Origin of the sequence: Sphaerotilus montanus, assembly GCF_013410775.1 — a bacterium.
Classification (GTDB): Bacteria; Pseudomonadota; Gammaproteobacteria; order Burkholderiales; family Burkholderiaceae_C; genus Sphaerotilus; species Sphaerotilus montanus.
This window is the reverse complement of the sequence record NZ_JACCFH010000001.1, coordinates 1,605,423-1,631,107: the sequence shown is the minus strand read 5'-3', so window position 1 is coordinate 1,631,107 and position 25,685 is coordinate 1,605,423. Positions and strand designations below refer to the sequence as shown.

The 25,685-nt window shown below is 68.6% G+C and carries 24 protein-coding genes; 12 read left to right on the top strand and 12 right to left on the bottom strand.

Going from position 1 to position 25,685, the window contains the following annotated elements:
• Nucleotides 1–5: 5 nt before the first annotated feature.
• The 5 genes from BDD16_RS07295 to BDD16_RS07275 form a co-directional block, all read right to left on the bottom strand.
• A complete protein-coding gene (locus BDD16_RS07295) occupies nucleotides 6–872 on the bottom strand; it encodes a branched-chain amino acid ABC transporter permease (protein ID WP_179633336.1) in 867 nt (288 codons plus the stop codon).
• Between the two features lie 78 nt (nucleotides 873–950).
• Complete coding sequence (locus BDD16_RS07290) at nucleotides 951–2,126, bottom strand: ABC transporter substrate-binding protein (protein ID WP_179633335.1); 1,176 nt, start codon at nucleotides 2,124–2,126, stop codon at nucleotides 951–953.
• A 25-nt stretch (nucleotides 2,127–2,151) separates the two neighbouring features.
• On the bottom strand, nucleotides 2,152–2,973 hold the full coding sequence (locus BDD16_RS07285) for an alpha/beta fold hydrolase (RefSeq protein ID WP_179633334.1): 822 nt from the start codon (nucleotides 2,971–2,973) through the stop codon (nucleotides 2,152–2,154).
• A gap of 4 nt (nucleotides 2,974–2,977) precedes the next feature.
• On the bottom strand, nucleotides 2,978–4,558 hold the full coding sequence (locus BDD16_RS07280) for a benzoate-CoA ligase family protein (RefSeq protein WP_179633333.1): 1,581 nt from the start codon (nucleotides 4,556–4,558) through the stop codon (nucleotides 2,978–2,980).
• Between the two features lie 32 nt (nucleotides 4,559–4,590).
• Nucleotides 4,591–5,058: a 4-hydroxylaminobenzoate lyase gene (locus BDD16_RS07275; protein ID WP_179633332.1), complete on the bottom strand. Its 468-nt coding sequence runs from the start codon at nucleotides 5,056–5,058 to the stop codon at nucleotides 4,591–4,593.
• Between the two features lie 148 nt (nucleotides 5,059–5,206).
• Here BDD16_RS07275 and BDD16_RS07270 point away from each other — a divergent pair, with 148 nt between their 5' ends.
• Nucleotides 5,207–6,136 (top strand): helix-turn-helix transcriptional regulator, encoded by a 930-nt coding sequence (locus BDD16_RS07270; protein WP_179633331.1) that lies wholly within the window; start codon nucleotides 5,207–5,209, stop codon nucleotides 6,134–6,136.
• A 102-nt stretch (nucleotides 6,137–6,238) separates the two neighbouring features.
• Entirely contained in the window at nucleotides 6,239–7,843 is a 1,605-nt protein-coding gene (locus BDD16_RS07265) for a DUF4139 domain-containing protein (protein WP_179633330.1), read from the top strand.
• A gap of 16 nt (nucleotides 7,844–7,859) precedes the next feature.
• On the opposite strand, the gene BDD16_RS07260 is transcribed toward BDD16_RS07265, so the two are convergent.
• From BDD16_RS07260 to BDD16_RS07250, 3 genes are read right to left on the bottom strand one after another with little or no spacing between them, the layout of a single operon-like run.
• Nucleotides 7,860–8,393, bottom strand: coding sequence for a hypothetical protein (locus tag BDD16_RS07260; RefSeq protein ID WP_179633329.1), 534 nt, complete (start codon nucleotides 8,391–8,393; stop codon nucleotides 7,860–7,862).
• On the bottom strand, nucleotides 8,390–9,430 hold the full coding sequence (locus tag BDD16_RS07255; RefSeq protein ID WP_179633328.1) for an AAA family ATPase: 1,041 nt from the start codon (nucleotides 9,428–9,430) through the stop codon (nucleotides 8,390–8,392). Before BDD16_RS07255 ends, BDD16_RS07260 begins: the two co-directional genes overlap by 4 nt.
• Nucleotides 9,431–9,485: 55 nt before the next feature.
• Nucleotides 9,486–9,941, bottom strand: coding sequence for a MarR family winged helix-turn-helix transcriptional regulator (locus tag BDD16_RS07250; RefSeq protein ID WP_179633327.1), 456 nt, complete (start codon nucleotides 9,939–9,941; stop codon nucleotides 9,486–9,488).
• A 231-nt stretch (nucleotides 9,942–10,172) separates the two neighbouring features.
• Between BDD16_RS07250 and boxC the strand changes: the two genes are divergently transcribed.
• The 7 genes from boxC to pcaF all read left to right on the top strand — a co-directional run bounded on the left by boxC (nucleotide 10,173) and on the right by pcaF (nucleotide 18,825).
• The gene (gene boxC, locus BDD16_RS07245; RefSeq protein WP_179633326.1) at nucleotides 10,173–11,843 is read left to right on the top strand and encodes a 2,3-epoxybenzoyl-CoA dihydrolase; all 1,671 of its coding nucleotides are present in this window, start codon (nucleotides 10,173–10,175) and stop codon (nucleotides 11,841–11,843) included.
• 37 nt (nucleotides 11,844–11,880) lie between these two features.
• The gene (gene boxB / locus BDD16_RS07240) at nucleotides 11,881–13,308 is read left to right on the top strand and encodes a benzoyl-CoA 2,3-epoxidase subunit BoxB (protein WP_179633325.1); all 1,428 of its coding nucleotides are present in this window, start codon (nucleotides 11,881–11,883) and stop codon (nucleotides 13,306–13,308) included.
• 100 nt (nucleotides 13,309–13,408) lie between these two features.
• Nucleotides 13,409–14,701, top strand: coding sequence for a benzoyl-CoA 2,3-epoxidase subunit BoxA (gene boxA, locus BDD16_RS07235; protein ID WP_179633324.1), 1,293 nt, complete (start codon nucleotides 13,409–13,411; stop codon nucleotides 14,699–14,701).
• A gap of 98 nt (nucleotides 14,702–14,799) precedes the next feature.
• Nucleotides 14,800–15,609 carry an enoyl-CoA hydratase-related protein gene (locus BDD16_RS07230; protein WP_179633323.1) on the top strand — a complete coding sequence of 270 codons (810 nt, stop codon included), beginning with the start codon at nucleotides 14,800–14,802 and terminating at the stop codon, nucleotides 15,607–15,609.
• Nucleotides 15,606–17,141, top strand: coding sequence for a 3-hydroxyacyl-CoA dehydrogenase (locus BDD16_RS07225; protein ID WP_179633322.1), 1,536 nt, complete (start codon nucleotides 15,606–15,608; stop codon nucleotides 17,139–17,141). Before BDD16_RS07230 ends, BDD16_RS07225 begins: the two co-directional genes overlap by 4 nt.
• A 12-nt stretch (nucleotides 17,142–17,153) precedes the next feature.
• Complete coding sequence (locus BDD16_RS07220; protein WP_179633321.1) at nucleotides 17,154–17,594, top strand: MaoC family dehydratase; 441 nt, start codon at nucleotides 17,154–17,156, stop codon at nucleotides 17,592–17,594.
• 28 nt (nucleotides 17,595–17,622) lie between these two features.
• On the top strand, nucleotides 17,623–18,825 hold the full coding sequence (gene pcaF, locus BDD16_RS07215; protein ID WP_179633320.1) for a 3-oxoadipyl-CoA thiolase: 1,203 nt from the start codon (nucleotides 17,623–17,625) through the stop codon (nucleotides 18,823–18,825).
• Nucleotides 18,826–18,882: 57 nt separating this feature from the next.
• On the opposite strand, the gene BDD16_RS07210 is transcribed toward pcaF, so the two are convergent.
• Nucleotides 18,883–20,790, bottom strand: a complete 1,908-nt coding sequence (locus tag BDD16_RS07210) for a methyl-accepting chemotaxis protein (RefSeq protein WP_179633319.1) — start codon at nucleotides 20,788–20,790, stop codon at nucleotides 18,883–18,885.
• A gap of 191 nt (nucleotides 20,791–20,981) precedes the next feature.
• On the bottom strand, nucleotides 20,982–21,224 hold the full coding sequence (locus BDD16_RS07205; protein WP_179633318.1) for a SlyX family protein: 243 nt from the start codon (nucleotides 21,222–21,224) through the stop codon (nucleotides 20,982–20,984).
• Nucleotides 21,225–21,415: 191 nt separating this feature from the next.
• On the opposite strand from BDD16_RS07205, the gene BDD16_RS07200 reads away from it, so the two are divergent.
• Nucleotides 21,416–22,759, top strand: coding sequence for an RNA-guided endonuclease InsQ/TnpB family protein (locus BDD16_RS07200; RefSeq protein WP_246332485.1), 1,344 nt, complete (start codon nucleotides 21,416–21,418; stop codon nucleotides 22,757–22,759).
• Here the strand turns inward: BDD16_RS07200 and BDD16_RS23195 are convergent.
• The gene (locus tag BDD16_RS23195; protein WP_257645010.1) at nucleotides 22,722–22,850 is read right to left on the bottom strand and encodes a hypothetical protein; all 129 of its coding nucleotides are present in this window, start codon (nucleotides 22,848–22,850) and stop codon (nucleotides 22,722–22,724) included. The two genes, BDD16_RS07200 and BDD16_RS23195, sit on opposite strands and share 38 nt — an antisense overlap.
• Before the next feature lie 93 nt (nucleotides 22,851–22,943).
• Here BDD16_RS23195 and BDD16_RS07195 point away from each other — a divergent pair, with 93 nt between their 5' ends.
• Both BDD16_RS07195 and BDD16_RS07190 read left to right on the top strand, forming a co-directional pair.
• Nucleotides 22,944–23,540 (top strand): Lcl C-terminal domain-containing protein, encoded by a 597-nt coding sequence (locus BDD16_RS07195; RefSeq protein WP_179633317.1) that lies wholly within the window; start codon nucleotides 22,944–22,946, stop codon nucleotides 23,538–23,540.
• Nucleotides 23,541–23,572: 32 nt separating this feature from the next.
• Nucleotides 23,573–24,274 (top strand): fumarylacetoacetate hydrolase family protein, encoded by a 702-nt coding sequence (locus tag BDD16_RS07190; protein WP_179633316.1) that lies wholly within the window; start codon nucleotides 23,573–23,575, stop codon nucleotides 24,272–24,274.
• A gap of 19 nt (nucleotides 24,275–24,293) precedes the next feature.
• Here BDD16_RS07190 and BDD16_RS07185 read toward each other — a convergent pair whose 3' ends face one another.
• The gene (locus tag BDD16_RS07185) at nucleotides 24,294–25,661 is read right to left on the bottom strand and encodes an MATE family efflux transporter (protein WP_179633315.1); all 1,368 of its coding nucleotides are present in this window, start codon (nucleotides 25,659–25,661) and stop codon (nucleotides 24,294–24,296) included.
• Between the last annotated feature and the right edge of the window lie 24 nt (nucleotides 25,662–25,685).

Below are 25,685 nucleotides of genomic sequence, written 5' to 3'. Positions count from 1 at the left end.
CCTTGTCACCCTGCCTTGAACAGACCGGCCGGGCGCCACAGCAGGATGGCCGCCATCAGCACATAGACCAGCGCCCCGGCCCCCTCCTGCCAGAGCACCTTGCCGAAGGTGTCCACGAAGCCGATCAGCAGCGCGGCGATGAGCGCGCCCTTGATCGAGCCGATGCCGCCGATCACGACCACCACGAAGCAGATGATCAGCACCTGCCCGCCCATGCCCGGGTAGACCGATGACACGGGGGCCGCGATCATCCCGGCGAACACGGCCAGCGCCACCCCGACCGCGAACACCACCCGGTACAGCAGCGTGATGTTGATGCCCAGCGACTGCACCATCTCGCGGTTGGTCGCCCCGGCGCGGACCATCATGCCCAGCCGGGTCTTGCTGATGAGCAGGTACATCCCGAGCGCGAGCGCCAGGCACACGCCCGAGACGAACAGCCGGTAGACCGGGTAGGTCATGCCGTTGCCGATGGCGATCGAGCCCGCCAGCAGCTCCGGGATCGCCACGCCATGCACGTCGTCGCCGACCAGGATGCTGCGCAGCTCCTCGAACACCAGGATCAGCCCGTAGGTCATCAGCACCTGCTGCAGGTGCTCCCGGTCATAGAGGTAGCTGAAGAACACCCACTCCAGCACGTAGCCGAAGGCCACTGCCAGCACGATGCCGACCAGCAAGGCCAGCGGCAGGCTGCCCAGCAGCGAACTCAAGCTGAACGCCAGGTAGGCGCCGATCATGTAGAAGCTGCCGTGGGCGAGGTTGATCACGCCCATGATCCCGAAGATCAGCGTCAGCCCCGAGGCCACCAGGAACAGCAGCAGGCCGTACTGCACGCTGTTCAGGCACTGGATGAGGAAGGTGGTGAGGTCCATGGGGGCCGTGTGGTGCCGTCGTGTGGGGGCGGTGCGTGGGTCCCCGCTTGCGCGGGGATGACGACCGGGGGAGGGCGATCAGGCCTTGCAGCCGCGCGCCGGGTCGGCCAGGCCCTTGACGGCGATGCCGACGTTCTTGTTCACCTTGCCGGTGACTTCGCGCAGGTAGAAGTCCTGCACCGGGTTGTGCGCCTTGCTCAGCGTGAACGGGCCGCGCGGGCTGTCGATCTTGGCGGACTCCATCGCCTTGACCAGACCGTCGCGGTTCTTCACGTCGCCCTTGACCGCGACCATGCCGGCGCCCAGCAGCTGCGCCGCGTCGTAGCCTTGAACGGCGTACACGTCGGGCTGCAGCTTGTAGGTCTTGGCGTACTGGAGCCGGAACGCCTTGTCCTTCGGGTTGGTCAGGTCGTCGGCGTAGTGCAGCGTGGTCAGCAGGCCCTTGGCGGCGTCACCCTGTGCTTCGAGCGTGCCGTCGGTCAGGAAGCCCGAGCCGATCAGCTTGACGCTGTTGCCCAGGCCCGCCGCCGACCAGTCCTTGACGAACTTCACCGCGCCGCCACCGGCGAAGAAGGTGTAGACCGCGTCCGGCTTGATCGAGGAGACCTCCGTCAGCAGTGCCTGGAACTCGACGTTCGGGAACGGCAGGTTCATCTCCTTGACCACCTTGCCGCCGCCGGCCTCGAAGCCTTCCTTGAAGCCGCGCACCGATTCATCCCCGGCCGCGTACTTCCAGGTGATGGTGGCGGCCGTCTTGATCTTGCGCTCGGCGGCGACCTTGCCCATGGCAAAACCGGTCTGCCAGTTCGAGAACGACGAGCGGAAGATGTTCGGCGCACACAGCGGGCCGGTGATGGCGTCCGCGCCGGCGTTCGGCACGATCAGCAGCGTGTTGTTGTCCTTGGCTACCTTGGCCATGGCCATCGCCACACCCGAGTGGACGGTGCCGACCATCACGTCGACGTTGTCGCGCTTGACCAGCTTGTTGGCGTTGTCGGCCGCCTTGGACGGATCCGACTCGTCGTCGACCTTGACGTACTCGACCGCGCGGCCGCCGAGCTTGCCGCCTTGTTCATCGACGTACTGCCGGAAGCCGTTCTCGATCGCCACGCCGAGCGCGGCGTACGTGCCCGTGTAGGGCAGCATGAAGCCGACCTTGAGCTTGTCCTGGGCACAGGCGCCGCCCGCGAGCGAGAGCAGCGCGGTGGCGAGCAGGGTGCTCGACAGGGGAGAACGGAGGCGAAGTGCAGTCATGGCGGGTCTCCAGAAAGTTTAGGTGTCAAGTAATTGGCGACAAGGCACGATGCATGAAGTCGCCCACCCTGCCAATGAGGGTTTCCCGCTGATCCCGGTGCGGGCTGTGGCCGCAGTCGGGCAGCTTGAGCAGCGTGGTGCTGCCGGGCGGACGCAGTGCGGCGATGCGGTCGATCTGGGCCATCGTGCCGTACTGGTCATCCACACCCTGCACCGCCAGGACCGGGCCGCGGACCGTGGCGACCTCGGCCTCGATGGTCCAGTCGCGGAAGGCCGGGTCGAGCCAGATGTCGTTCCAGCCGCGGAAGGCGGAGTCGGGGTCGGCGTGGTGTTTGCCGAGCCTGTCGCGCAGGTCGGTGGTGGCGTAGGCGGTGCGCGCGTCGGTGATGCTGGCGATGGACAGGTCTTCGACGAACAGGTGCGGCGCGGCGACGACGAGGGCCGTGACACGCTCCGGGAACATCGCCGCGTGCAGCAGCGCGATCGAGCCGCCGTCGCTGTGGCCGAACAGCGTGTACGGCGCCTGCACACCGACCGCGTCGAGCACGGCGGGCAGCACCTCGCGCGCCTGCCGGTGCATGAAGTCCGGCTGCCAGCGTTCGCCGGCGGGTTTTGGCGTGGACTGCCCGTAGCCAGGGCGCGAGTACACCAGCCCCGCGCAGCCCAGCGCCGCGCACAGCCGGTCCGGAAAATCGCGCCACATCGACACCGAGCCGAGGCCCTCGTGCAGGAAGACCAGCGTCGGCTGCGGCGCGGCGCCCTCCGGGGCGTCGATGCGGCGGTATTCGATGCGCACCGGGCGGCCGGCCCAGTCGATCTCGGTGAAGCGGGTGCCCGAGGTGCTCATCCGTTCAGCCCCGCGTCTTTTCCTGGTCGCGCAGCTTGAAGCGCTGGATCTTGCCGGTGGCCGTCTTGGGCAGGTCGGTGACGAACTCGATCTGGCGCGGGTACTTGTACGGCGCGAGCTTGTCCTTCACGAACGCCTTCAGCTCGGCGTCGCTGACCTCGCAGCCCGACTTGAGCACGACAAACGCCTTGGTCTTGGTCAGGCCGTCCGCGTCGTTCACGCCGATCACCGCGGCTTCGAGCACCGCCGCGTGCTGCACCAGCGTCGCCTCGACCTCGAAGGGCGAGACGTAGATGCCGCTGACCTTGAGCATGTCGTCGGAGCGACCGCCGTAGGTGTAGGTGCCGTCGGCGTTGCGGATGTACTTGTCGCCGCTCTTGGTCCAGCCGCCCTGGAAGGTGTCGCGGGTCTTCTCGCGGTTGCCCCAGTACATCATCGCCGCCGACGGACCATGGATGTAGAGATCCCCCGGCTCGCCATCCGGCACGGGGCGGCCGTCGTCGCCGCGCAGCTCGACCTCGTAGCCCGGCACCGGCCAGCCGGTCGTGCCGTAGCGCACCGCGTCCGGGCGGTTCGACAGGAAGATGTGCAGCATCTCGGTCGAGCCGATGCCGTCCACGATGTCCACGCCGAAGTGGCGCTGGAAACGCTCGCCGATGTCGGCCGGCAGCGCTTCGCCCGCCGAGGACGCCATGCGCAGCGCCACCGCTTCGCGCGCCGGCAGGTTCGGGTGCGCCAGCATGCCCGCGAAGCCGGTCGGGGCGCCGAAGAACACGGTCGGCTTCACGCCCGCCTGCGCCTCGGTCGCGCCGAGCCAGCGCTTGAACGTGGCGTCCGGCGTCGGGCGTTCGGCCATCAGCACCGTGGTGGCGCCGACTGTCAGCGGGAAGCTCAGCCCGTTGCCCAGCCCGTAGGCGAAGAACAGCTTGGCGGCCGAGAAGCACACGTCCTGCTCGGTCAGGCCGAGGACGCCCTTGCCATACAGCTCGGCGGTCCAGTACGGGTTGGCGTGGGAATGCACCGTGCCCTTGGGACGCCCCGTGGAGCCGGACGAGTAGAGCCAGAAACCGGGGTCGTCGCCGCTGGTGGCCGCCGCTTTCTGGGCCGGGGCGTGCGCGGCGAGGAAGGCTTCGAACTCGACCTCGGCCGGGTGCAGCGGCGCGGCCGGGCGCGAGACGATGACCTTCTGCACCTCGTGGTCCGACTTGACCATCGCCGCGGTCAGCGTCGGCAGCAGCGCGCCGGAGACCAGCACGGCCTGCGCCCGCGCGTGCTCCAGCATGTAGGCGTAGTCGTCGGCCGTCAGCAGCGTGTTGACCGCCACCGGCACCAGCCCGGCGTACATCGCGCCGAGGAAGCTCACCGGCCAGTCGCAGCCGTCCTGCATCAGCAGCAGCACCCGCTCCTCGCGCTTCAGGCCCATCGCCCGCAGCGCGGCGGCCAGCCGGCGCACGCGCTCGTCGAGTTGGCCGTAGGTGAGCGTGCCGAGGTCATCGACGAAGGCGGCCTTGTCGGCGCGGGCGGTGTTCAGCGACAGCAGGTGCTGCGCGAAGTTGAAGGGCTGTCCGGCGGTCGGGGCGTTCATGGGGGTGTCCTGTCTACTGGCCTGCGGGCTGGTCATTGGCCGGTGAATTCGATGGCGCCCTGCGGCAGCAGGTAGAGCACGAAGGCGCGCCCCTGTGCCACGGTGGGCCGGTGCGCGGTGTCCGGGCCGTAGACGAGCCAGCCAGCGCCGCGGCCGTCGAAGGTGGCGCCGTCGTCGACCGGGATGATCAGGTCGATCTCGCCGTTCGGGTGGCGGTGGTGCGGGCCGACGAGGTCGTGCATGTCCACCACGTCCACCGAGCAGCCGGCCAGGTCGTCGGCCGCCTTGAAGATGCGCCCGTAGCGGATGCCGCCGCCTTCGCGGTTGCACAGCCAGCCTTCGGCGACGCCGGTGCGGATCTCGTCGGCCAGCTGCTGGTAGGTCACGCTGCCTGCACCATGGTGCAGGTTCAGCCAGGCGTCGAGGTCGGCATCGAAGGCACGGCCGGCGATCTGGGCGCCGAGTTCGGCCAGCGCGGCACGGAAAGTGGCTTGCGACATGGGGGTTTGATCCGGGTTTGATCTGGGAGGGCTTGCGGCCTGCATGAACATGCACTATTGTGCTTTCGCTGGACGATAGTTCTCGCCTCCGCCAGTGTCAAGCAATATAGTGCATACATAGTGTTTCCCCTTAGACCCCCGACACCCCATGCAGGTCAACTCCATTGAAGCGTCGGCGCTGGCCGCTGTCCCTCCCTCGGCCGACGAGGCCAAGAATCCGCTGCTGGTCACGCTGGGCGAGCGCGTGCGCGACCTGCGCGCGCGGCGCGGGCTGACACGCAAGGCCGTGGCGCAGGCGTCCGAGGTGTCGGAGCGGCACCTCGCGAACCTGGAGTACGGCACCGGCAATGCGTCGATCCTCGTGCTGCAGCAGGTGGCGGGCGCGCTGCAGTGCTCGCTGGCCGAGCTGATCGGTGACGTGACGACCTCGTCGCCGGAGTGGCTGATGATCCGCGAGCTGCTGGAGGGCCGCAGCGACGCCGAACTGCGCCGCGCCCGCGAAGCGCTCGCCACGCTGTTCGCCGCCGGCACCGCCGCGCAGGCCGAGCGCGGCCACTGCATCGCGCTGATCGGCCTGCGCGGGGCGGGCAAGTCCACGCTCGGGCAGATGCTGGCCGATGACCTGGGCTACCCGTTCATCGAGCTGAGCCGGCAGATCGAGCAGTTCGCCGGCTGCAGCATCAGCGAGATCCACAACCTCTACGGCACCAACGCCTACCGCCGCTACGAGCGCCGCGCGCTGGAAGAGGCGATCCAGATCTACCCCGAAGTCGTGATCGCCACGCCGGGCGGGCTGGTGTCGGACGCGGCGAACTTCAACCTGCTGCTCGGCCACTGCACCACGGTCTGGCTGCAGGCGACGCCCGAAGACCACATGCGCCGTGTCGCCGAACAAGGTGACCTGCGCCCGATGGCGGGCAGCCAGGAGGCAATGGACGACCTGCGGCGCATCCTGGCGGGGCGGTCGTCGTTCTACGAGAAGGCGGATCTGGTGTTCGACACCAGCGCGCAGGATCTGGCGGCGAGTTTTGCGGCGCTGCGGCAGCGGCTGCGGCAGACGCTGGGCCTGCCGGTGTGAGGGGGTGTCGTCGGTTCCTGGTGTCCGCCGTGCGTTGAAGCAAGGTCCGCGGATCGGTAGCGTGCGACGTTGTCACCATGTCCCTGTCCACGAAGGTTGCCCATGAAAACCCTGCCGTTGCTGCTTGCGGGTGCAGTCCTGTCGAATCTGCCGCTGGCCGGCAATGCCGCCGAAGCGTCATCACGCATCACCCGCGTCACCGTCTACCCCGGCACCGCCGTGGTCGATCGCACCGCCCGCGTGCCCGCTGGCGCCCGCGAACTGGTGCTGAACTGCCTGAGCCCGCAGTTCGACATGGCCTCGCTGCGCGTCGAGGGGGATGCGTCGATCCGCGTCGGCCCGGTCACCGCGACCAACCGCCCGCGTGCCGAGGAATCCGCTTGCACCGCCAGCCCGCTGGACGGGCGCATCACGGCGCTGGAGGACCGCATCGCCGCCTTGACCGCCGAACACGCTTCGCAGGAACTGGTGCTCGGCTTGCTCAAGGGGATGGGGGCGCCAGCTGAGGGCGGGCGGACCCCCGCGCCGCCGAATGCTGCACTGGCAGCGACGTTGTCGCTGGTGCAGCGCACCGGGCTGGACGCTTATCAGCAGCAGCGCCGCCTGCAGCGCGAACGCGAGAAGCTGGAGCAGGAACTCGCGCCGCTGAAAGCCGAGCGCGAGCGTCAGCAGCCCGGTGACGGCGAAGTCCGCCAATTGCGCATCCAGCTGCAGGCGACGGCCGAGGGCGAGTTGCGTTTGCAGTACCAGACGTCCGGCCCGACCTGGGCGCCGGCCTACCGCGCCACGCTGGAGGCGACCGCCGCCGTGGTCGAGATGGAGCGCCAGGCGCAGGTCAGCCAGAACACCGGCGAGGACTGGTCCGGCGTGGCGCTGCGGCTGTCCACCGGCTCGCCGCAGTCGGCCACGAGCGGGCCGCTGCCGCGGCGCTGGGAGATTTCACCGCGTCCGCCGATGCCGGCGGCCCCCGTTGCGATGGCGATGGCGGCTCCCGCGCCGGCTTTGGCATCGAGGGCGCGCAAGGCTGTGCTGGCAGAGTCAGCAGATTCGGCCGAGTCGATGGAGTTCGCCGTGCAGGCGGTCCAGGGCGAGTTCGCCACCGAGTTCGAGGTGCCGGGCAAGGTTGACGTGCGCAGCGGCGGGCAGCGCGTGGCCTTCGCGCTGGGCAGCCAGCGCTGGCCGGCGCGTGTCAAGGTGCAGACCGTCCCGCAGTCGGACCCGAGCGCGTGGCTCATCGCCGAGGTGGCGCGGCCGGACGGCGTGTGGCCCGACGGCAGCCTGCAACTGGTGCGCGGGGCGCAGGTCGTCGGCCGCTCGGTCTGGCGCACCGGCGAGCGCGCGCAGATCGCGCTGTCCTTCGGCCGCGACGAGCAGGTGCGCGTGCAGAACCTGCCCGTGACGCAGCAGACCGCCAGCGCCGGCTTCATCGGTAACCGCACCGAGCGCCGCGTCGGCCGCCTCGTTGAGGTCGAGAACCGCCGCCGCACGCCGGTGACGCTGGAGGTGCTCGAATCGACGCCGGTCAGCACCGACGAGAAGATCACCGTCACCCGCCAGTTCACCCCCGCGCCGCAACCCGGCGACTGGCAGGACCAGCCCGGTGTCGTCGCCTGGACGCAGACGCTGGCGCCGGGGCAGAAGGCGCGGTTCAGCGCCGAGTATCTGATCAGCCATGCGAAGGACTTGCAGGTGATCGAGCGGCGGTGAACGGGGACGCGACCGGTCAGCGCAGCCGTCTGACCGGGTAGTCGGGGAAGGCTTGTGGCCAGGTCTTTTCGGTGAGCACCACACAGGCGGACACGTAGGGGCGTGCCCAAGGCTGGTCGGCTTCGTGGGCGATGCGGGCCTGCAGGCGTTCCCGCAGCCGCATCAGCAACCCGCTGTCCACCGGCAACTGGTCTGCGCCGAGGAAGAAGGCGTAGACGATGGGTTTGGTGTCCTGCCGCATCAGGTGCAGCCAGGTGTAGCTGTCACGGGCCTTGGGGGTCAGTTCGTCCGAGATCAGCGTGTCGCTGCGGATCTTTTGCAGGAACCGTTCGCGCTCCTTGGCGATGGCATGGCGGGCGCCGTCGTCATCGCGTCGGGGTGCGCAGGAGGGATCCTTGACCTCGATGAGCAGGAGCCGGTGGGGTTCTTCTACGACGAAGTCGACCAGACTCAAGCCTTCGGGTGTGCGTTTCTGGCGGTCATCCAGACGGATGGCCCGCTGGGCGCGGGAGAAATCGAACGCCAGTTCGCCTTCCTGCAGCGTGGTCATGCGCGTGCGACACCCTGGAGGGCGCGGGCCATGTCGCGGGCGTAGAGGCTGTCGAAGGTGGCGGCCATGGCGTTGGGATCGATGCTGGCGTAGTGCTCGCTGCTTTGACAGGTGACGCTGTCGTCCACGCCGAGGAACAGCGACAGGTAGCGAACCTGGTCGTGCGACTGGGTGCGCAGGTCGAGTTCCTTCAGCATCACGTAGTTGTGGGTGCTCATGAACACCTGCACCCCCAGGCGCTGCAATGCGAGAACCACTTCGATCACGTCCCCCATCAGCGCAGGGTTCAGGTTGGCCTCGGGTTCGTCCCAGAAGAGCACCGAGCCCGGTCGCAGGGTGCCGTTCTGGATGAGCAGCCACAGCAAGGCCAGCTTGCGCATGCCCTCGGCCAGCAGCGTGAACTCCAGTTCACCGCGGCGGTTCTTGAGGAAGAAGTGCTCGCCCTTGCTGACGACCTTGCCGCCGATGGCTTGCTGCAGCAGGTCCAGCAGGCGTTGCCGGTCGGGGTCGAGATCGCCCTTGAGCTTGGGCAGGAAGGCTTGCCGGAGGATGTCCACGTACACCTCCTCGAACGCGATTTCGCGCCGCGCCGCAGTGGAGAGAAAACCGGGTGCGTGCGCCAGCATCTCCTTGACGGGGATATAGGCGGACTCCAGAGGGGTCTCGGCCCAAGGGGATACCTGGGGCGTCGAGTCATGGCGTGAATCGACCACTCGCGGTGCGATGCTTCCGAGCAGCCTGGTGCCGTCGTCGCGCCAGACCGCCAGGGCTGCACCGCCCGATCGCCCCGGCCGGCGACGGATCAGACGGCTGATGTCGGACTGGAATGGGTGAAAGACCCCCGCCAGTTTGCGTTCGAACCCGCGCTCCCGGTCTTCTCCGACCGTGATGGCGCAGGCGGCATACAGCACCTTCAGCAGGTGCGTCTTGCCTGTGCCGTTCGCGCCGATGAGCACGTTCACCCCGGGAGAAAACCGCACGTCGATCGAGTGGAACGCCGTGAAGTTCTCCAGCTTCAGTTGCGTGATCTTGCTCATGGGCGGGCTGGTGTTCGAGTGGGATGGCGGGGGCGATTGTCCCTCTGATCGCGCCTCAGGCATTCGACAGGTTGATCCCCGCCAGTTGCCCCAGCAGTTCCAGCACGCTCGCCAGTTGCTCGTCCGATACCGCCTGCGTCGCCTCCTGGCAGATCGCCTCGGCGGAGGTCAGCGCGTAGCCGTGCAGTTCCTGCCCCGCGGGCGTCAGCGTCGCGTAGCCGACCCGGGCGTCCCGCGGATCTGACTCCCGCCCGACCAGCCCGATCTTCTCCAGCGGCAACAGCGTGCGCGTCACGCCCGAGGCGGTCAGCCCCATGCGCTCGGCCAGGTCGATGCGGCGCAGGCGCGCACCTTCCGCCCGCGACAGGCTGTGCAGCACCATGAAGTCGCTGAAGCTCAGGCCGTGGACGCTGGAGAGCTTGTTGTCGAGCCGGCGGGTCAGCACGGCGTAGGCGCGGGTCAGGCGCAGGCAGAGTTCCAGCGAGGTGCTGGGGAGCGTGGCATCGGACATGGATTTGCTTTCTTTATGTTTGAGTGATCAACTATAAATCAAGCAATCGCCGGTGGCAACCCTCCGTGTTTACCCGAATTTGCCGGGCATTCCTCGCAACACGCATTGGAATGCATTGTCTCGCGTCATGACGTGCAATATCATGCATTCACTGATCCACCAGACCTCCCCGGATCCCACCCGAACACCCCCAGATGCACCGTCGTGCGTCTCGCCCCAGGAGCCCGTCTCATGAGTGATGCCGCTACCGCTGTTGCCGCCGTCGACTACCGCACCCACCCCACGCGCTACCGCCACTGGAAGCTGTCGTTCGAAGGTGCTGTCGCCACGCTGGCCGCCGACTTCGACGAAAACGCCGGCCTGCGCCCCGGCTACAAGCTCAAGCTCAACAGCTACGACCTGGGCGTGGACATCGAGCTGAACGACGCCATCAACCGCGTCCGCTTCGAACACCCCGAAGTGCGCACGGTCGTCGTGACCAGCGCCAAGGAGAAGGTGTTCTGCTCGGGCGCCAACATCTTCATGCTGGGCGTGTCGAGCCATGCGTGGAAGGTCAACTTCTGCAAGTTCACCAACGAGACGCGCAACGGGCTGGAGGATTCCTCGGCGAATTCGGGCCTGAAGTTCCTGGCGGCGGTGAACGGCGCCTGCGCGGGCGGTGGCTACGAGCTGGCGCTGGCCTGTGACGAGATCATCCTGGTCGATGACCGCTCGTCCGCCGTGTCGCTGCCGGAAGTGCCGCTGCTGGGCGTGCTGCCGGGCACGGGCGGCCTGACCCGCGTGACCGACAAGCGCAAGGTGCGCCACGACCTCGCCGACCTGTTCTGCACCAGCGTCGAAGGTGTGCGTGGCAAGAAGGCCAAGGACTGGCGCCTCGTGGACGACATCGTCAAGCCGGCCCAGTTCGCTGCCAAGGTGCAGGAACGCGCGCTGCAGCTCGCCGCGCAGAGCGACCGCCCGGCGGACGGCAAGGGCGTCGAGCTGGTGCAGGTGGAGCGCACGGTCGAAGCCGACGCGCTGCGCTACGCCAACGTCACCGTCGAGATCGACCGCGCCAAGCGCACGGCGACCTGGACCGTCAAGGCCCCGACCGGCGCGCAGCCGACCGACATCGCCGGCATCGAAGCCGCTGGCGCCGCCTGGTACCCGCTGGCGATGGCCCGCGAGCTGGAAGATGCGATCCTGTCGATGCGCACCAACGAGCTGGACATCGGCACCTGGCTGATCAAGACCTCGGGCGATGCCGCCGCCGTGCTGGCGATGGACGCCACGCTGGCCGCCCACCAGAACCACTGGCTGGTGCGCGAAACCACCGGCCTGCTGCGCCGCACGTTCAGCCGCCTCGATGTCTCGTCGCGCAGCCTGTTCGCGCTGATCGAGCCGGGTTCGTGCTTCGCGGGCACCTTCCTCGAACTGGCGCTGGCCTGCGACCGCAGCTACCACCTGGCGCTGCCGGACGACGAGGCCGCCGCGCCGAAGCTCACCGTCGGTGAAGCCAACTTCGGCCGCTACCCGATGGCGACCGGCCAGAGCCGCCTGGGCCGCCGCTTCTACGACGAGCAGCCCGCGATGGACGCCGTGCGCGCCGCGATCGGTCAGCCGCTGGACGCGGACGCCGCCTTCGCGCTCGGCCTGGTCACGTCGAACCCGGACGACATCGACTGGGCCGACGAGGTCCGCATCGCCATCGAGGAGCGCGTGTCGATGTCCCCGGACGCGCTCACCGGCCTGGAAGCCAACCTGCGCTTCAACGGCCCAGAGAACATGTTCACGCGCGTCTTCGGCCGCCTGACCGCGTGGCAGAACTGGATCTTCCAGCGTCCCAACGCCGTCGGCGAAAAGGGCGCGCTGAAGGTCTACGGCAAGGGCGACAAGGCCGCCTTCGACTGGAACCGCGTCTGAATCGGCACCCACCACGGCACGACTTCAAGGAACCGACATGAGCAGCATCGACTACAGCGAAAAGATCCCCAACAACGTCAACCTCGCCGAGGACCGCACGCTCAAGCGCGCGCTGGAGCAGTGGCAGCCCAACTTCCTGAGCTGGTGGGACGACATGGGCCCGGACGGCTCGCAGAATTTCGACGTCTACCTGCGCACCGCCGTCAGCGTCGATCCGCAGGGCTGGGCGCAGTTCGGCCACGTCAAGATGCCCGACTACCGCTGGGGCATCTTCCTGAACCCGGCCGAAGCCGACCGCAAGATCCACTTCGGTGACCACAAGGGCGAAGCGGCGTGGCAGGACGTGCCTGGCGAATACCGCGCCAACCTGCGCCGCATCATCGTCACGCAGGGCGACACCGAGCCCGCGTCGGTCGAGCAGCAGCGCCACCTGGGCCTGACCTGCCCGAGCCAGTACGACCTGCGCAACCTGTTCCAGGTGAACGTCGAGGAAGGCCGCCACCTGTGGGCCATGGTCTACCTGCTGCACAAGTACTTCGGCCGCGACGGCCGCGAAGAAGGCGAAGCGCTGCTGGCACGCCGCTCGGGTCAGGAAGACAACCCGCGCATCCTGCAGGCCTTCAATGAAGAGACGCCGGACTGGCTGTCGTTCTTCATGTTCACCTACTTCACCGACCGCGACGGCAAGTTCCAGCTCTGCGCGCTGGCCGAGTCGAGCTTCGACCCGCTGGCCCGCACGACCAAGTTCATGCTGACCGAAGAAGCGCACCACATGTTCGTGGGCGAGTCGGGCATCAGCCGGGTCATCAACCGCACCTGCCAGATGATGAACCAGCTCAAGACCGACGACCCGGCGCAGCTGCGCGCGGCCGGCGTGATCGATCTGCCGACGCTGCAGCGTTACCTGAACTTCCACTTCTCGGTGACGATCGACCTGTTCGGTGCCGACGAGTCGAGCAACGCCGCGACCTTCTACTCGACCGGCCTGAAGGGCCGCTACGAGGAAGGCAAGCGCATGGACGACCACCAGCTGCGCGGCCAGACCTACCGCGTGCTGAACGTGCAGGGCGGCCAGCTCGTCGAGAAGGAAGTTCCGATGCTCAACGCGCTCAACGAAGTGCTGCGCGACGACTACATCAAGGACTCGATCGGTGGCGTCGAGCGCTGGAACAAGGTGATCGAGAAGGCCGGCATCCCCTTCAAGCTGAAGACGCCGCACAAGGCCTTCCACCGCAACATCGGCGCGCTGTCGGGCGTGAAGGTCTCGCCGGACGGCCGCGTGGTGAGCGAGGCCGAGTGGAAGGCGAACGTGGACCAGTGGCTGCCCTCGGGCGGCGACCGCGCCTTCGTCCGCAGCCTGATGGGCCGCGTCGTCGAGCCGGGCAAGTTCGCCAACTGGATCGCGCCGCCGGTCATGGGCATCAACCGCCAGCCGGTGGACTTCGAATACGTGCGTTTCAACTGATCCACACGCCCGACGCGGCCGGCGATACTGGCTGCGCACAAGGCATCGCACATGCTGACAGGGCCCCGCGGGGCCCTTCTTCACGATCTGGAGACCCCCCATGGACATGGCCGACACGGCAGTCATCCGCCAGCACCTCATCGACCCGGAGATCTGCATCCGCTGCAACACCTGCGAGGCGATCTGCCCGGTGGGTGCGATCACGCACGATGACCGCAATTACGTGGTCGATGCCGGCAAGTGCAACCTGTGCATGGACTGCATCTCGCCATGCCCGACCGGCTCGATCGACAACTGGCGCATGATGCCGCGCGTGCTGGCCTACACGCCCGAGGTGCAGCTGGAGTGGGACGAGTTGCCCGCCGAGCTGACGCCCGAGCAACTGGCCGAGGCGGGGGTGGCCGACGGCGCCGCGCCCGACATCGAACCCGCGCCGGTGTCGCTGCCCGCCGCGGCCGACGGCGAAACGGCGTTCCACAGCGCGCAATACGGCGCCACGCTGCCGCCCTGGTCCGCCGCGCACCCGTACACCAACCTCTACGGCCCGAAAGCCGCCGAGAAGACGGTCACCGCCACGGTGGTCGGCAATGTGCGCGTCACCGAGGTCGGCCAGCACGCCGGCAGCGACTACGACACGCACCACGTCGTGCTCGACTTCGGCGCGATGCCCTTCCCGGTGCTGGAAGGCCAGTCGATCGGCATCGTCCCGCCCGGCGTGGACACCAACGGCAAGCCGCACCACGCCCGCCAGTACTCGATCGCCAGCCCGCGCAACGGCGAGCGCCCCGGCTACAACAACGTCTCGCTGACCATCAAGCGCGTGCTGGAGGACCACCAGGGCCGTCCGGTGCGCGGTGTGGGCTCGAACTACATGTGCGACCTGCAGGTCGGCGACAAGGTGCAGGTGATCGGCCCCTTCGGCACCAGCTTCCTGATGCCGAACCACCCGAAGTCGCACATCGTCATGATCTGCACCGGCACCGGCTCCGCCCCGATGCGCGCGATGACCGAATGGCGCCGCCGGCTGCGCAGCTCGGGCAAGTTCGAGGGCGGCAAGCTGATGCTGTTCTTCGGCGCCCGCACCCAGGCCGAGCTGCCGTACTTCGGCCCGCTGCAGACCCTGCCCAAGGACTTCATCGACATCAACTTCACCTTCTCGCGCGAAGCCGGCAAGCCCAAGCGCTACGTGCAGGACGCGATGCGCGAGCGCGCCGCCGACCTGGCGCCGCTGCTGGCCGATCCGAATGCGTACTTCTATGTGTGCGGGCTGAAGGCGATGGAGGAGGGCGTCGTGCTGGCGCTGCGCGATCTGGCGACACAGGCGGGGATGCACTGGGACACGGTCGGCGCGGCGCTCAAGGCGCAGGGGCGCTTGCACCTGGAAACCTACTGAGCCGCCAGTCCATCGATCTGCTGGCGATGCGGCAAATCCCGCATTGATTATCCGACCGGTCGGTCGACAATGCGGGGCACCACGAAAGACCTCTGTCCATGTCCGACCCCAACCTGAACCCGCCCTCGACCCTCGTGCTGAGCCGGCCCCGCCCCGGCGTCGCCCAGGTCACGATGGCCCGCCCGGCCGTGTTCAACGCCTTCGACGAGCAGATGATCGCCGAGCTGGACGCTGCCTTCACCCAGCTCGCCGCCGATGACAGCGTGCGCGTGATCGTGCTGGCCGGCGAGGGCAAGCACTTCAGCGCCGGCGCCGACCTGCAGTGGATGCAGCGCGCCAGCACCGCCTCGGTCGAATGGAATGTCGCCGACGCCCGCAAGTTCGCCGGGATGCTGGCGCGCATCGAGGCCTGCCCGAAGCCGACGGTGGCGCGGGTGCAGGGCGCGGCACTCGGCGGCGGTGTGGGGCTCGCGTGTGCGTGCGACATCGCCATCGCGGCCGACAACGCCAGCTTCTCGGTCAGCGAGGCCAAGTTCGGCATCCTGCCCTCGGTCATCGGCCCGTACGTGACCAACGCGGTCGGCAAGCGCCAGGCGAAACGGCTGGCGCTGACGACCACGCGCATCGCTGCCCCGGAGGCGCTCGCCATCGGGCTGGTGCAGCAGGTGACGACGCTCGACGCGCTCGACGCCATGGTGAACGCCACCGTGAAGGAGCTGCTCGCTGGCGGCCCGGACGCGCAGCGCGAGATCAAGACGCTGTTCGGCCAATTGGAGGTCGGCCCGATCACGCCCGAGGTGCGCGAACTCACCGCGCAGACCATCGCCCGTGTGCGCGGCACCGACGAGGCCCGCGAAGGGTTTGCGGCATTCCTGGGCAAGCGGCCCGCCAACTGGATTCCCCAATGACGACCACGACGATGACCTCGATTCCTCCTTTGAACCTCGCGCCGATGCTGGTCATCGGCGCCGGCATCATGGGCGCCGGCATCGCCCAGGTGGCGGCGCAGGCCGGCCATCCGGTGCTGCTGCACGACGCCCGCGAAGGCGCCGCCATCGAAGCCAAGGCCAAGCTCGCCAAGAGCCTCGACACACTCGTCGCCAAGGGCAAGCTGACGGCCGAGGCGGTCGCGCAGACGCTGGCGCGCATCACCCCGGTCAGCGCGATCGAGGAAGCGGCGCCGGTGCGGCTGGTGGTCGAGGCGATCGTCGAGAAGCTCGATGTGAAGCGCGCGCTGTTCAAGCAACTGGAAGGCATCGTCGCCACCGACTGCGTGCTGGCGACCAACACCTCGTCGATCTCGGTCACCGCCATCGCCAACGGCTTGGCGCACCCGGAGCGGCTGGTCGGCATGCACTTCTTCAACCCGGTGCCGCTGATGAAACTGGTCGAGGTCGTCAGCGGTCTGCAGACCGCGCCGGCCGTGGCTGAAGCGATCTTCGAGCTGTCGAAGGTCTGGGGCAAGACGCCGGTCCACGCCAAGTCCACGCCCGGTTTCATCGTCAACCGCATCGCGCGGCCGTATTACGCCGAGACGCTGGCGCTGCTGCTCGAACAGGCCGCCACGCCGGCGGTGCTGGACGCCTGCCTGCGCGCTGCGGGGTTCCGCATGGGCCCGTGCGAGCTGATGGACCTGATCGGCCACGACACCAACTTCTCGGTGACGCAGTCGGTCTACGAGGCGAACTTCTACGACAAGCGCTTCGTGCCCTCGCTGGTGCAGCGCGAGATGGTCGATGGCGGGCTGTTCGGTCGCAAGACCGGGCGCGGCTTCTACGCCTACCCGAACGACGGCGCCGCGCTGCCGGTGGCCGTGCACGAGGCACCGAACACCGCAGGCGAGGTCACGGTCCACGGCACCGGCCCGATCGCCGACGCGCTGGAGCAGGCGGCCACCGCGGCGCTCTCGGCGCAAGGCTGGGGACCGGCGCGGGTGACCGACAGCGGCTGGACCGGCCTGGAGATCGACGGCGCCCGCCTGATGCTGACCGACGGCCGCTGCGCCGCGCAGGTCGCGGCCGACACCGGCTGCCGCGACGTGGCGGTGTTCGACCGGCCGGTGGTGCTGCCGGTGGCGGCGGGCACGGCGCTGGCGTATGCGGTGGCTGGTGGGGCGTCGGCGGCGTGGCGCGGGCAGGCCGCGGCGTGGCTGGCGGCGCTCGGCTTCGCGCCGCTGCCGCTGGCGGATGCGCCGGGGCTGGTCGTCGCGCGCACGGTGGCGATGCTCATCAATGAGGCGGCGGACGCGGTGCTGCAGGGCGTGTGCTCGACCGTCGGCGCGGATGCGGCGATGAAGCTGGGCGTCAACTACCCGGCGGGGCCGTTCGAGTGGCTCTCGCGCTGGAGCGCGGCCGAGGTGATCGCGCTGCTGGATGCGCTGGACGCGCACTACCGCGGTGAACGCTACCGCGTCAGCCCCTGGCTGCGCTGCGCCATCTGAGGACAGGACGCCATGAAATTCGCCGAATTCTTCCCAGGCCAGGTCATCGAGGCCGGCCCGTACCACGTCACCGAGGCCGAGGTGCTGCAGTTCGCCGGTGCCTACGACCCGCAGTGGTTCCACACCGATCCGGACGCCGCCGCGCAGGGCCCGTTCGGCGGCCTGATCGCCAGCGGCTGGCACACCTGTGGCATCGCGATGCGGCTGGTGGCGGACGCGGCGCTGGCCGGCTCGGAGTCGTTTGCCTCGCCGGGGCTGGCCTACCTGAAGTGGAAACATCCGGTGCGGCCGGGTGACGCGCTACGCGTGCGCGCCACGGTGCTGGAGACGCGCCGCTCGGCGAGCCAGCTGCACCTGGGCATCCTGCGCTGGCGCTGGCAGCTCTTCAAGCAGACGGACACCGAGGTGCTCGACCTCGAAGCGACCAGCCTGTTCGACCTCAACCGCACCTGACCCACTCCTATCTGATCCGGACCCCGCCATGACCCACGCTTACATCTGCGACGCCATCCGCACCCCCTTCGGCCGCTACGGCGGTGCCTTGTCGAGCGTGCGTGCCGACGACCTCGGCGCGGTGCCGATCCGGGCGCTGATGGCGCGCAACCCGAACGTCGACTGGGCCGCGGTGACCGACGTGCTCTACGGCTGCGCCAACCAGGCCGGCGAGGACAACCGCAACGTGGCGCGCATGTCGGCGCTGCTGGCCGGGTTGCCGATGGAGGTTCCCGGCGCGACGATCAACCGGCTGTGCGGCTCGGGCATGGACGCGGTCGGCTCGGCGGCGCGGGCGATCCGGGCGGGTGAAGCGGGCCTGATGATCGCCGGCGGCGTGGAGAGCATGAGCCGCGCCCCGTTTGTCATGCCCAAGGCCGAATCCGCCTTCAGCCGCAACAATGCGGTCTATGACACCACGATTGGTTGGCGTTTCATCAACAAGCTGATGAAGGCGCAGTACGGCGTGGACTCGATGCCGGAGACGGCCGAGAACGTCGCCACCGACTTCAAGATCGAGCGCGAGGCGCAGGACCGCATGGCGCTGCGCTCGCAGCAGAACGCGGTGAAGGCACAGCAGGCGGGGGTCTTCGACAGCGAGATCACGCCGGTGAGCATCGCGCAGAAGAAGGGCGATCCGGTCCTCGTGACCAAGGACGAACACCCGCGCGAGACCAGCCTCGAATCGCTGGCCAGGCTCAAGGGCGTGGTGCGGCCGGACGGCACGGTGACGGCGGGCAATGCATCGGGCGTGAACGACGGATCGTGCGCGCTGCTGCTGGCCAACGAAGGCAGCGCCGCCCGCTACGGCCTGACGCCGCGCGCCCGTGTGGTCGGGATGGCGACGGCCGGACTCGCGCCGCGCATCATGGGCTTCGGCCCGGCACCGGCCACGCGCAAGGTGCTGGCCCTGACCGGCCTGACGCTCGACCAGATGGACGTGATCGAGCTGAACGAGGCCTTCGCGGCGCAGGGGCTGGCGGTGCTGCGCGACCTGGGGCTGGCGGACGACGACGCACGGGTGAATCCGAACGGCGGCGCGATCGCGCTGGGTCATCCACTGGGGGCGAGCGGGGCGCGGCTGGTGACGACGGCGGTGAACCAGCTGCACCGCATCCAGGGGCGCTATGCGCTGTGCACGATGTGCATCGGGGTGGGGCAGGGGATCGCGCTCATCGTCGAGCGGGTCTGAGTCGCGTGCATCGGATCCACACGCCGGCGGCACGCCATGCGCTGGCGTGCGGTCGGATCAGTGGGCCGCCAGCCGGAACTGGCTCACTTCGCTGCTGAGCTGCCGGGCCTGGTCCGCCAGCGTGCCGGAGGCATTGCTGCTCTGCTCCACCAGCGTCGCGTTCTGCTGGGTGGCCTGGTCGAGTTCGCTCACGGCGGTGCTGATCTGCTGCAGGCTGTGGCGCTGGTGGCGTGCGGTTTCGGCAATGTCGCTGATCAGGCGGGACACCTTGTCGGCATTGCCGACGATGTTCTTCATGATCTGGCCTGCGTCGGTCACGACGGCTGTGCCGCTGCGGACCTGCGCGAGGCTGGAGTGAACCAGCGACTTGATCTCCTTGGCCGCTGAGGCCGAGCGTCCCGACAGTGCCCGCACCTCGGCGGCCACGACCGCGAAGCCGCGGCCATGCTCACCCGCCCGCGAGGCCTCGACCGCTGCATTGAGCGCCAGGATGTTGGTCTGGAAGGCGATGCCGTCGATGGTGCCGATGATCTCGCTGATCCGCGTCGATGCGGCGTGGATGTCTTCCATGTTCCGGATCACTTCGGCAATCACCTGCCCGCCGCGCTCGGCCACCCGGGCGTTTTCCTGCACGCTGGCGGTGGCGGCCTCCACGGTTCTGGCGGCCTGGTCGGCCGTGCTGGCAATGTGGCCCATCGTGGTTGCCGTCTGCTGCAGGCTGACGGCAGACTGCTCGGTGCGGACCGACAGGTCGGCGGCGGCCGAGGCAATGTTGTCGCTGGACGCCTGAACCTGCGTGGCGCTGTCGATCACGACACCGACGGTCCGCCGCAGGCTGGCCTGCATCGCGCGCAGGTTCATCATCAGCTGCGCGGCTTCGTCGTTGCCCCAGGGCTGCGGTGCGGTGGTCAGGTTGCCCAGGCTGATTTCCTTCAGATGGCCGGCCACCTCGTTGAGACCACCCGTCATCACCCGGTAGAACGCCAGCATCAGGTACAGCGCGATCGCCACGAACAGGATGCTGATGCCCAGCTCCAGTGCCCGTCCGCGCACCAGCCGGTCGATGCGTGCCTGGAGGCGGCGGTCGAGTTCCTCCAGGATCTGCCCGTTCAGCGTGTTCTGCTTGGCCGCGATCGCATCACCCAGCCGGGCGTAGGCCGAGACATCCCCCTTGGGCTCTCCTGCCATGATCTGCTGGCCGACGGCTGCCAGAAAGGCGTCGAAGGCGTCGTCCGTGCCCTGCATGTCGAACAGGCGGGCGGTCTGCGGGTCGATGCTGATGCCGGCCTGGTAGGACGCTTCGACATCGTCATCCAGGAAACGCTGCACGGCGGTCCACTGCGCGATCTGCTCATGCCGGGCCGCGCGGGCATCGGCGCTGGTCAGCATCATCTGCCCCATCGCGTTGATCCTGGCGGTGTTTTCCGTCTGCCGCGGGCCGCGCAGCACCGCGACATTCATCATGTGGAAGGTGTCCAGGTCCGGATCGAGGCTGAGCTGCGAGCCGTCGGTGATGACCGCGGCCAGCTTCAGTGCGGCCTGGATCAGGTCGCTGTGGGTCTGGAACGTGTCATCCTGCGACGCGGCCACCGGGGTCTGGTGCACGGTCTGCTGCAGTGTCCGGAACGCCTCGTGGGCTTCCTTGTCGTTGAAGCCGGTACCGGATTCGCGGCGCTGGCGCTCGATCTGTTCGGCTGCGGCACCCAGGCGCTGCTGCAGCGCGGGCAGGTCGGCCGGATGCAGGATGGCGGCATGGCGCCGGAGCTGCGCGTCCTGGATGAAGGCGAAGAGGGGTCGGAGCACCGCCAGTCCCTGGCGTTCGGATTGCGCGACCGCGATGGCCTGGCCACTGCCCTTCCAGAGCAGCGCGAGGCAGAAGGTCAGCGGAACCAGGAAGACCAGCGCGATCACGGCCGCCTTGGCCTTGAAACTGGACCGTCGAAACCAGCGTACCCCGGGGGACATCCACCCGTGGTAGCGGAAGAAGTCACCGAACATTCCTTGAGTGGCTTGATTTTTGTTCATTTTCGGACCCGTCGTTTGGACGCCAGCGTAGGGGCTGGCCTCGGGTTCCGATGGGTAAAAATACCCCTTGTGAAGAGGGCTATTCGGCTACAAGCGCAAACGCAAACGCTGCTGCCGGCGCCATGTGCGGTTCAGTAGTGCGGGGGCAATTCGTCGCGCAGGCTGCGAAAAGCGGGCACACCGCTGTCGGCGCCGCTCTGCTGGCGCAACTGGCTGACCTCGCGGGCGAGCGCGTCGATCTGCTGCTGCTGGCGGATGATGATCTGGTTCAGGTGGTCGACCAGGTCCTCGGTGAAGCTGGCCTTGATCTCGAGATCGGTCAGGCGCTGGTCGAGGGCGTCGTGCTGGTGCGGGGGGGGCTGCGGATGTTCCATGGCGCCATTGGACGCCAGATCCGTGGTGGGACGCCCGGGGCGGGCGTCCCGGGCGTTCAGGTCACCAGAAGGCGCGAGAAGCCCCGTCCTTCAGGGCGGGGAGGTAGAGCGCAGGCTCGCGCAGCGAGCCATTGGCTTGGTGGTTGAGTTTCCTGTGGCATGGTTGACTGGTTTTATGTACAGTTTCAACCATGCCAATTCGAGCCTTCCGCTTCCAGTTGCTCCCCAAGCCCGGCACCGCGCACACCCTGCGCCGGTTCGCAGGCGCGTGCCGCTGGGTGTGGAACCGGGCCATCGGCGAACAGCAGCGGCTGAGGGAGGCGGGCGAGAAGTTCTCGGGCTTTGCTGCGATGTGCCGCTGGCTGACGATGTGGCGCAACGATCCGGACACGGCGTGGCTGGCCGAAACACCCGTGCAGGCACAGCAGCAGACGCTCAAGCGGTTGGAGGCGAGCTACCGACGCTTCTTCGAGAGGAATGGCGGCTATCCGAGGTTTCGGGGTCGGGGCCAGGACGCCGGGCTGCGGTTCCCGAAGGCTTCGGATTGCAAGCTCGACACGGACAACCAGCGCCTGAAACCCCCGAAACTCGGCTGGGTCCGGATGCGTCGGTCGCAGTTGGTCGAGGGTGTGGTTCGGAACTACACGCTGACGCAGGAGCGGGGCCGCTGGTTCGTGTCGATCCAGGTGGAGCAGCCGGACGTGATCCCGGCAGCGGGGCTGGTGCCGACACTGGGGATCGACTTCGGCGTGAAGCTGTTCGCTGCGACGACGGACGGTGAGTGCGTGGCGCCGCTGAATGCGTTGAAGCGGCAGCAGAAGTACCTGAAGCGGGTCCAGCGCAGCGTCTCGCGCAAGGTGAAGGGCTCGAAGAATCGACGCAAGGCGATCGACCGGCTGGGCAGAGTGCATGCCCGGATCGCGGCGCAGCGCAGCGACTGGCTGCACAAGCTGACGACGAAGTGGGCTGACGCTCATCCTGTGATCGCCATCGAGGATCTGAAGGTGGCAGCGATGAGCGCCAGCGCCAAGGGGACGGTTGCCGAGCCGGGAAAGCGGGTGCGGCATAAAGCAGGGCTGAACCGCTCGATCCTCGATCAGGCGTGGGGCGAGGCACGGCGACAACTGGAATACAAGACAGCCGCCCGAGGTGGTGCAGTGGTGCCAGTGAACCCGGCGTACACGAGCCAGCGGTGCAGCGCCTGCGGGCACACCGCCAGGGAGAACCGGCCGACGCAAGCCCGCTTCGAGTGCGAAGCGTGCGGACATGAAGAAAACGCGGACCTGAACGCCGCGAAGAACGTACTGGCCGCGGGACACGCGGTCTGGGTCGAAAGACCCGAAGCCTGTGGAGCGGAGGTCAGACGCGCCAGACCCGTGAGGGGACGACGCGCAGCCGCAATGAAGCAGGAACCCGCCGAAGGCCCGGCCGCGCAAGCGGTCGCGTCCGCCGGAATCCTCGCCCTTCAGGGCGGGGAGGATTTCAAATCACGACATGTCATTTCTTGCGGCGCACCGGGGGAGCGGCTGCCGTGATGGTCGGCGGTGCTGCGCCGGCGGGCAGCGGCTTCGGCGGGACCTTCTTGGGCTTCTTGACCTCCTTGTTGCCGTTCTGACTCTTGGACATGGGCAATTCCTTGTGGTGGTGGAGGCGTGACCCAGTATGGACCTGATCGGACGCGCGGTTCAGATTTCCGGGGGATCGGCCGAATAAGCCTCCATGTCGATCCTCCCGCTCCACTGCCGGCTGCTGCGCGTGCTGGCGCCCGTCCTGTTCGCTGCCACCGTGCAGGCGGCCCCGCCCATTCCGGCGGACGCACCGGCCCTCGTTCCCGCCGACAACGGCGCGCAGGTCCTGGATCCCTACACGGGGCTGGCATGGGCGCGCTGCGTGGAGGGCATGCGCTGGAATGGCCGGACCTGCACCGGCCAGCCGGCGCGCGTCGGCCATGCCCAGGCGCTGGCGCTGGCGGCGGCGCGCAAGGACGCGGACGGGTTCGCCTGGCGGTTGCCGCGGGTCACCGAGCTGGAGCGGCTGGTGCACCGGTCGGGGCCACCGCCCGGGCTGGACCCGGTGCTGTTTCCCGCCGCCCCCGCCGAGAGCCACTGGGCCATGACGGCCAGCATCGACACGAACCTGTCGCCAGTCAACCAGTACAACTACGCCAACATCCAGCGCGGTCGCACCGACGAGAACACCACCCAGCTGTCGTTTCTCCATGGCTGGGCCGTGAATCCGGCGACGGGCGAGGCGCGGGGCGATGTGCTCAAGCGGACCGAGCTGCCGGTGCGGCTGGTCTGGTCGCTGCAGAACTGACATCATCGCGGCGTTACAAGGAGCCGTTTTCGATGAGCCTCTACGCCTTCCCGCCCGAACCCCAGGTGGCCGTTCCGGTCGCCGGCCGCGACACGCTGTTTCCGGTGCGCCGCCTCTACTGCGTCGGCCGCAACTACGCCGCGCACGCCCGCGAGATGGGTTTCGACCCGGAGCGCGAACCGCCGTTCTTCTTCTGCAAGCCCGACAACAGCATCGTCGTCGCGCCGCCGGGGCAGACGGTCGAGTTCCCCTACCCGCCGCAGTCCGGCAACGTCCACCACGAGATCGAGCTGGTCGTGGCGATCGGGCGGGGCGGGCGCGACATCCCGGTCGGGCAGGCGCTGGACCATGTGTTCGGCTATGCCGTCGGGCTGGACATGACGCGGCGCGACCTGCAGTTCAAGATGCGCGACAAGGGCCGCCCGTGGGAGCTCGGCAAGGCGTTCGACCACTCGGCGCCGATCGGATTGATCCATGCCGCCGAGGACATCGGCCACCCGGCGTCGGCCGCGGTCTGGCTGCAGATCGACGGCGCCGACCGCCAGCGCAGCGACATCGACGCGCTGATCTGGTCGGTGCCCGAGGTGATCGCCAACCTCTCGACCTACTTTGCGCTGCAGCCCGGCGACCTGGTCTACACCGGCACGCCCGAAGGTGTCGGCCCGGTCGAGCGCGGTCAGGTGATGCGGGGTGGCATCGACGGGCTGGGCGAGATCCGCGTGCGGGTGGTCTGAGCCGGCTGTCCCGCAGCGCTCAGAACCGCGTCTCCGCCCCCGGCGTGCGCATGCGCTGGTAGATCTCGCGGGCGTGCTGCACCCAGCCGTGGGTGGTCCAGCGGTGGTAGAGGATGGTGCCGCGGATCCACTCGTCGGCGGCGTAGGCGATGAAGATGCCCGGCAGTCCGAAGTAGCGGCTCAGCACCACCGAGCCCACGCCCAGCACCAGGATCAGCGAGGCCATGCTCGCCGCCACCGGATACACCACGTCGCCCGTCGCCCGCAGCGCACCCAGCACGACGATGTTGGCGACCCGCCCGGTCTCCAGCGCGAAGGCGATCCACAGCAGGGTCTGCGCCGCGGCGATGACCTCCGGGTCGCGCGTGAAGGCGCGCATCAGCCACGGGGCGCTCGCCGCTGCCAGCAGGGCCAGCGCCCCGGAGGCCAGCATCCCGTTGCGCAGGCCCTTGCGCACGAGCTGGTGCGCGGTGCGGAATTCGCCGGCGCCGACGAGGTGGCCGACCATGATCTCGCAGGCCCAGCCGATCGACAGGCTCACCAGCATCACGTACTTGAGCGTCTGCAGCGTGTAGGCCTGCGCCGCCAGTGCCGGCACGCCCAGCTTGGCCGCCGCCGCCAGCGACATCATGAAACCGATCCGGTAGACCAGCTCCAGCGAAGCCGCCGGCACGCCCGTGCGCAGCACCGGCATCAGCGACCGCACGGGGCACACCCACCAGTCGCGCCGGTGCGGCACCAGCTGCAGCCGCAGGCGCCAGAAGCGCAGGTGCATCACCAGTCCCACCACCCGGCTGACCACCAGCCCGACCGCGTAGCCGTAGAGCCCCAGCCCGTCCCAGCTGCCCACGCCGCGCATCAGCACGAAGGCGAGTCCCAGGTGGACGCTGTGCATCACCAGCATGACCAGCAGCGTGTCGCGGGCGTGCAGGTGGGCACGCAGGATGGCTGCCATGGTCAGGTTGTACGCTTCCAGCACCATCGCCAGCGCCAGGGCCTGCAGGTAAGGCGCCGCCAGCAGGCTCACGCCCGAGGGGGCATTCAGCACGTCCAGCGTCCACTCGTTGGCCAGCAGCATCCAGCCCGCCACGAACGCCCCTGCCCAGGTGCTCGCCCCCAGCCCGACCAGCGCCGTGCGCCGCGCCGCCTCCGGCCGCTGGCCGCCCACCGCCTGCGTGATTCCTGCGCCGACACCGATCGCCAGCACGCGGAACAGCACGAACAGTGTCTCCATCACCTGGTTGCTCATCCCGAAGGCGCCGGCGGCGACGTCCGAGGTCTGCGAGGCCAGCCACAGCCCGGCCATCGCCACGCTCATGCCGACGAGGAATTCACCGAGGATGGGGCCGGCGATGGCGTTCAGGCGCGGGCGGGCGTGGGTGTTCATGGTGGCGAGGGGCGGCGGGAATGG

Excerpts from the sequence above, each read along its gene's own strand:
- BDD16_RS07230 (WP_179633323.1), top strand. The coding sequence starts at position 14,800 with ATGTCCGACCCCAACCTGAACCCGCCCTCGACCCTCGTGCTGAGCCGG.
- BDD16_RS07195 (WP_179633317.1), top strand. The coding sequence starts at position 22,944 with ATGTCGATCCTCCCGCTCCACTGCCGGCTGCTGCGCGTGCTGGCGCCC.
- BDD16_RS07265 (WP_179633330.1), top strand. The coding sequence starts at position 6,239 with ATGAAAACCCTGCCGTTGCTGCTTGCGGGTGCAGTCCTGTCGAATCTG.
- boxA (WP_179633324.1), top strand. The coding sequence starts at position 13,409 with ATGGACATGGCCGACACGGCAGTCATCCGCCAGCACCTCATCGACCCG.
- BDD16_RS07295 (WP_179633336.1), bottom strand. The coding sequence starts at position 872 with ATGGACCTCACCACCTTCCTCATCCAGTGCCTGAACAGCGTGCAGTAC.
- BDD16_RS07185 (WP_179633315.1), bottom strand. The coding sequence starts at position 25,661 with ATGAACACCCACGCCCGCCCGCGCCTGAACGCCATCGCCGGCCCCATC.
- BDD16_RS07275 (WP_179633332.1), bottom strand. The coding sequence starts at position 5,058 with ATGTCGCAAGCCACTTTCCGTGCCGCGCTGGCCGAACTCGGCGCCCAG.
- BDD16_RS07255 (WP_179633328.1), bottom strand. The coding sequence starts at position 9,430 with ATGAGCAAGATCACGCAACTGAAGCTGGAGAACTTCACGGCGTTCCAC.
- BDD16_RS07285 (WP_179633334.1), bottom strand. The coding sequence starts at position 2,973 with ATGAGCACCTCGGGCACCCGCTTCACCGAGATCGACTGGGCCGGCCGC.
- BDD16_RS23195 (WP_257645010.1), bottom strand. The coding sequence starts at position 22,850 with ATGTCCAAGAGTCAGAACGGCAACAAGGAGGTCAAGAAGCCCAAGAAG.
- BDD16_RS07270 (WP_179633331.1), top strand. The coding sequence starts at position 5,207 with ATGCAGGTCAACTCCATTGAAGCGTCGGCGCTGGCCGCTGTCCCTCCC.
- boxB (WP_179633325.1), top strand. The coding sequence starts at position 11,881 with ATGAGCAGCATCGACTACAGCGAAAAGATCCCCAACAACGTCAACCTC.
- BDD16_RS07225 (WP_179633322.1), top strand. The coding sequence starts at position 15,606 with ATGACGACCACGACGATGACCTCGATTCCTCCTTTGAACCTCGCGCCG.
- BDD16_RS07200 (WP_246332485.1), top strand. The coding sequence starts at position 21,416 with ATGCCAATTCGAGCCTTCCGCTTCCAGTTGCTCCCCAAGCCCGGCACC.
- BDD16_RS07250 (WP_179633327.1), bottom strand. The coding sequence starts at position 9,941 with ATGTCCGATGCCACGCTCCCCAGCACCTCGCTGGAACTCTGCCTGCGC.
- BDD16_RS07205 (WP_179633318.1), bottom strand. The coding sequence starts at position 21,224 with ATGGAACATCCGCAGCCCCCCCCGCACCAGCACGACGCCCTCGACCAG.
- BDD16_RS07280 (WP_179633333.1), bottom strand. The coding sequence starts at position 4,558 with ATGAACGCCCCGACCGCCGGACAGCCCTTCAACTTCGCGCAGCACCTG.
- BDD16_RS07220 (WP_179633321.1), top strand. The coding sequence starts at position 17,154 with ATGAAATTCGCCGAATTCTTCCCAGGCCAGGTCATCGAGGCCGGCCCG.
- BDD16_RS07290 (WP_179633335.1), bottom strand. The coding sequence starts at position 2,126 with ATGACTGCACTTCGCCTCCGTTCTCCCCTGTCGAGCACCCTGCTCGCC.
- BDD16_RS07210 (WP_179633319.1), bottom strand. The coding sequence starts at position 20,790 with ATGTCCCCCGGGGTACGCTGGTTTCGACGGTCCAGTTTCAAGGCCAAG.
- pcaF (WP_179633320.1), top strand. The coding sequence starts at position 17,623 with ATGACCCACGCTTACATCTGCGACGCCATCCGCACCCCCTTCGGCCGC.
- boxC (WP_179633326.1), top strand. The coding sequence starts at position 10,173 with ATGAGTGATGCCGCTACCGCTGTTGCCGCCGTCGACTACCGCACCCAC.
- BDD16_RS07260 (WP_179633329.1), bottom strand. The coding sequence starts at position 8,393 with ATGACCACGCTGCAGGAAGGCGAACTGGCGTTCGATTTCTCCCGCGCC.
- BDD16_RS07190 (WP_179633316.1), top strand. The coding sequence starts at position 23,573 with ATGAGCCTCTACGCCTTCCCGCCCGAACCCCAGGTGGCCGTTCCGGTC.